The organism is Candidatus Paralachnospira sp. LCP21S3_A2 (assembly GCF_052118925.1).
Lineage (GTDB): Bacteria > Bacillota > Clostridia > Lachnospirales > Lachnospiraceae > Lientehia.
The window spans coordinates 1-3,364 of sequence record NZ_JBQKGG010000033.1 but is presented as its reverse complement, the minus strand read 5'-3'; the positions used below and the strand labels follow the sequence as shown (position 1 = coordinate 3,364).

The following is a 3,364-nucleotide window of genomic DNA, read 5'->3' as shown; positions in this document are numbered from 1 at the left end:
ATGTATCACCTGACGAATATGAAAAGCTGTATGAGAGGGGTATGTTACTGTCTGCTGCTTAGCAGGCAGAACTTCTCATTTTAATTTGTACTAAATCTTGACATAGGACCATACTCGTGAAAGCACTTCTTTTATCTCAACATCAAATTCCTGTTCCATATGATATCGCCTCCTGTAAAAATCTCATCACCGGCTCTTTTCTTCCTTTACCTGTCTTTCCTTAAAGCCTTCATCGTACTTTCCATCTTCCAGCCTGTCGTAAAAACAGTCCTCTTCAATCGTTCCAAAATCCTCATACATCTGGTGAAGGAAGTCATTCTGCAGCTTCTTTGGTACATCATCATCCTTTGACATATCCTGATAAAAATAGAACTTCTGCTTTAGCTTTGCCCTGTAATCATAGATATCCTCTATCTTTTCCGGTGTGCCATACTCCCTCTTGTATGCCTTGAAATTTGTAGTTGAAAGTGTGGAACCTAGATAAATGCCATGCTCCCACGATACCCCGATTGTGGTATTGTCCTTTGTAGGCTTCTCATCCTTCGGATAACGCTTATACTCTGTCGCACCAAGGGCGATTGTAAGGGAACCTGACTTCATATCCATCACCACAAGATTCCTTGGTGATAATGCTTCAAGCACCATGTAATCATGGTCATTGAAGTTATGAAATGTCTGTCCCCTTTCAAATGAGCGGTTCTCCATTTCATAATGCAGGTTAAAATCATCCACCCAGCCCTTATCGGTCATTCCAATCTCCTTAAGCTTTGCAACACATTCAGAAGAACTGGCTTCTTTATCAAACCGAAATTCTTTGGAATCGTTATAAAATCCCTGAAGAAAATGTCCGAGCTGAATATCATCCAGACAGAATCTCGCAGATACAGTTACATTTGCTGCCCTGTAATACTCTGTGAAGTTATCTGCTTCACCAAGTGTCCTTCCAAGCTGCAACAAATTTTCTGCAAGCTCTGACATATCATCAATTGCTATAAAACTCTTATAATCATCCAGAGTCATCAGCATATTTGTCTCTGTTCCCCTGTCGTTTTCTGTTACCAGTATCATATCTTTTAAATCCATTCTTACCTCCAGTCTCAGAGAGGGACTATGCCCTCTCTGCAAATTTCCTGTTATGGTCTTCCTATCACAACAATCTTTCCTGTGCTTGCCACATCCCTGTAGACCACACCAAGACTTTCATTAAGTGCCTCTACCACCTTGCCATTTCCGACATATACTGCCACATGGCTGATGTTCTTATATCTTCCATTGCTTGTAAAACTGTAAAAGATAAGGTCTCCCGGCTGTAACTCATCAAAGGAGACAGTCTTTCCGGCTTCATCAAGTCCCTGTGCCTCCGCTGCCGCTGTGGTTGCACCGCCATAACTAATATCCACGCCTGCATCTTTCCATGAATAATAGGCTAAGGAACTGCAGTCATAATAGTTACCGCTGTCTCTTAAATCCTGACTATAAGGAAAACCAACTCTGTGTAGTGCATAGGAGCAGACTGTTTTCTGCCTGCTGTCTGTAATTTCGTTTAGGATGGCATTGATTTCATCCTCAGTCATGGAGCTTACTCCCGGACTGCCGCCTCCACCTCCACTTCCGCTTCCGGCATATCCAAGCTGTCCCATAAACTCAGGACTCATGATCTGCTCAAGCATTTCCACCTGATCAGAATTAAATCCATAGACCGAAATCATATCCCTGTACGATTTTAGTGTGACATTCACATACAGAACCGACTTCGTGACAGTAGTTACATTACCGTCTGCATCTGTTTCTTCCACATCTTTTGTTCCTGTGCTTGTGGTGTATGAACACATATCATTTACAACTGCCTGCAGCCAGCCTTTTGAAGTATCATTCATGACTGTTGCAGTATCTCCGACACCATGCTTGACCATATAGACAGCCATGATGTCATAGTAATTGCTTGGGTTTTCTTCCATACCTTCATAGTCCACATATACAAGCTCTCCAAGGTCATATCCGGTATGCTCATTCACTTTCGTATTCACATCCCGGTTAAATTCCTGCACATAAGCACTCGTTACTGTCTGCACGGTATCTCCTGATTCAAGTGGTGGCAGAAATAAAGCAAATGGAGAATTGTAAAGGATTGCTATCGCCGCAATAACCGGAACCGCAATCATGGCAACTACAAGAACAAGTAATAAAAGCACCAGTCCGACAATCGGTGCCGCTGCCTTTACCCAGGTAATCGCTTTTCGCACAATCAGATCCTTTACCAGCTTTGCCACGCTGTCTGTCTGATTCTCCTGTGCTTTCATCTTATCCAGAAAGAATTTTATCTTCCTGCTCCGGTTGGTCATCTTTTCATCCTTGACCTCTATGGACACACCTGCTGCATATCCAGCTGCTATGCCAATTGCAGTACCAACTCCCGGTGCAACCGCTGTTCCTGCCGCTGTAGCAGCTGTCTTTGAAGCAGTTTTCGCTGCAACCTTGGCAGTAGTCTTGGCTGTTTCTTTTGCCGTCTCTTTAGCTACGGTTTTGGCAGTATCTTTGGCAGCTTTCTTTGCTGTCTTTTTTGCCAGCTTCTTTCCTGCATCTACCTTCTTGATTCGCTTCTTTGCCTCGGCTGCCGCCTTTTTCCTGAAAAGTGCTGCACCCTTGGAAGCAGTTCCGGTAACAGGTCGGCTTGCTTCATATGCAAGATATGCTGCCTGCGATACCTCCTGACCACCTTCCACATGCTCCGTTACTGCCCCGGCTGCAAGTGCACCTGTTCTTCCTGCAATGTGAAGATTCGTGTTCTTGGTCTTGATGGAAGTGTTAGATTCTCTATAGTTTCGCTTAAATCTTGATAATCCTTTATTCTTCGACTCTGACTGATGAATGGTACTCTTGCGATATGACTTCTTTCTATCCGTATTAGTTACCTTTGCACCAGCTGTCTTAGGACCTCTCTCTACTGTATAGATGTTACTCCCCTTAATCTTGGCTCCCTTCGGTTCGTGGGCATGAATCTTGGCTTTCTCCTTGGTGTGAATGACCATCGGTTTGTCATCAACCTTTCTAATTTTCAATTTTCTCACCTCCTACTTTGAAAAATAAAATAAGCCGCTAGGGAGCAAAAATTACTCCTTAACGGCTATGTAAAATCATTCAATATTCAATTATTAAAAGCAACATGAAACTGAAAGTTGTCAGTCTTTCATCTTTTTTATCACTCACTAATTAACTGTAATCCATTAGGATTTAGCTGATATATTTTATCACACTGATGTTAGCATCTAATTAGTACAAAACAAAAATGAGATATTCCCTTGATACAAATAAAATGTATAATAACAAGAGGAGGAACTCATCATGTCATGTAAGAAAACTCAAC

General features: G+C 42.4%; 2 protein-coding genes. Both read right to left on the bottom strand.

Annotated elements, in window-relative coordinates:
- Positions 1 to 186 precede the first annotated feature (186 nt).
- Entirely contained in the window at positions 187 to 1,083 is an 897-nt protein-coding gene (locus ACTQ3K_RS12510; protein WP_117568848.1) for a hypothetical protein, read from the bottom strand.
- A gap of 50 nt (positions 1,084 to 1,133) precedes the next feature.
- A complete protein-coding gene (locus ACTQ3K_RS12505) occupies positions 1,134 to 3,029 on the bottom strand; it encodes a C40 family peptidase (protein WP_117528223.1) in 1,896 nt (631 codons plus the stop codon).
- Between the last annotated feature and the right edge of the window lie 335 nt (positions 3,030 to 3,364).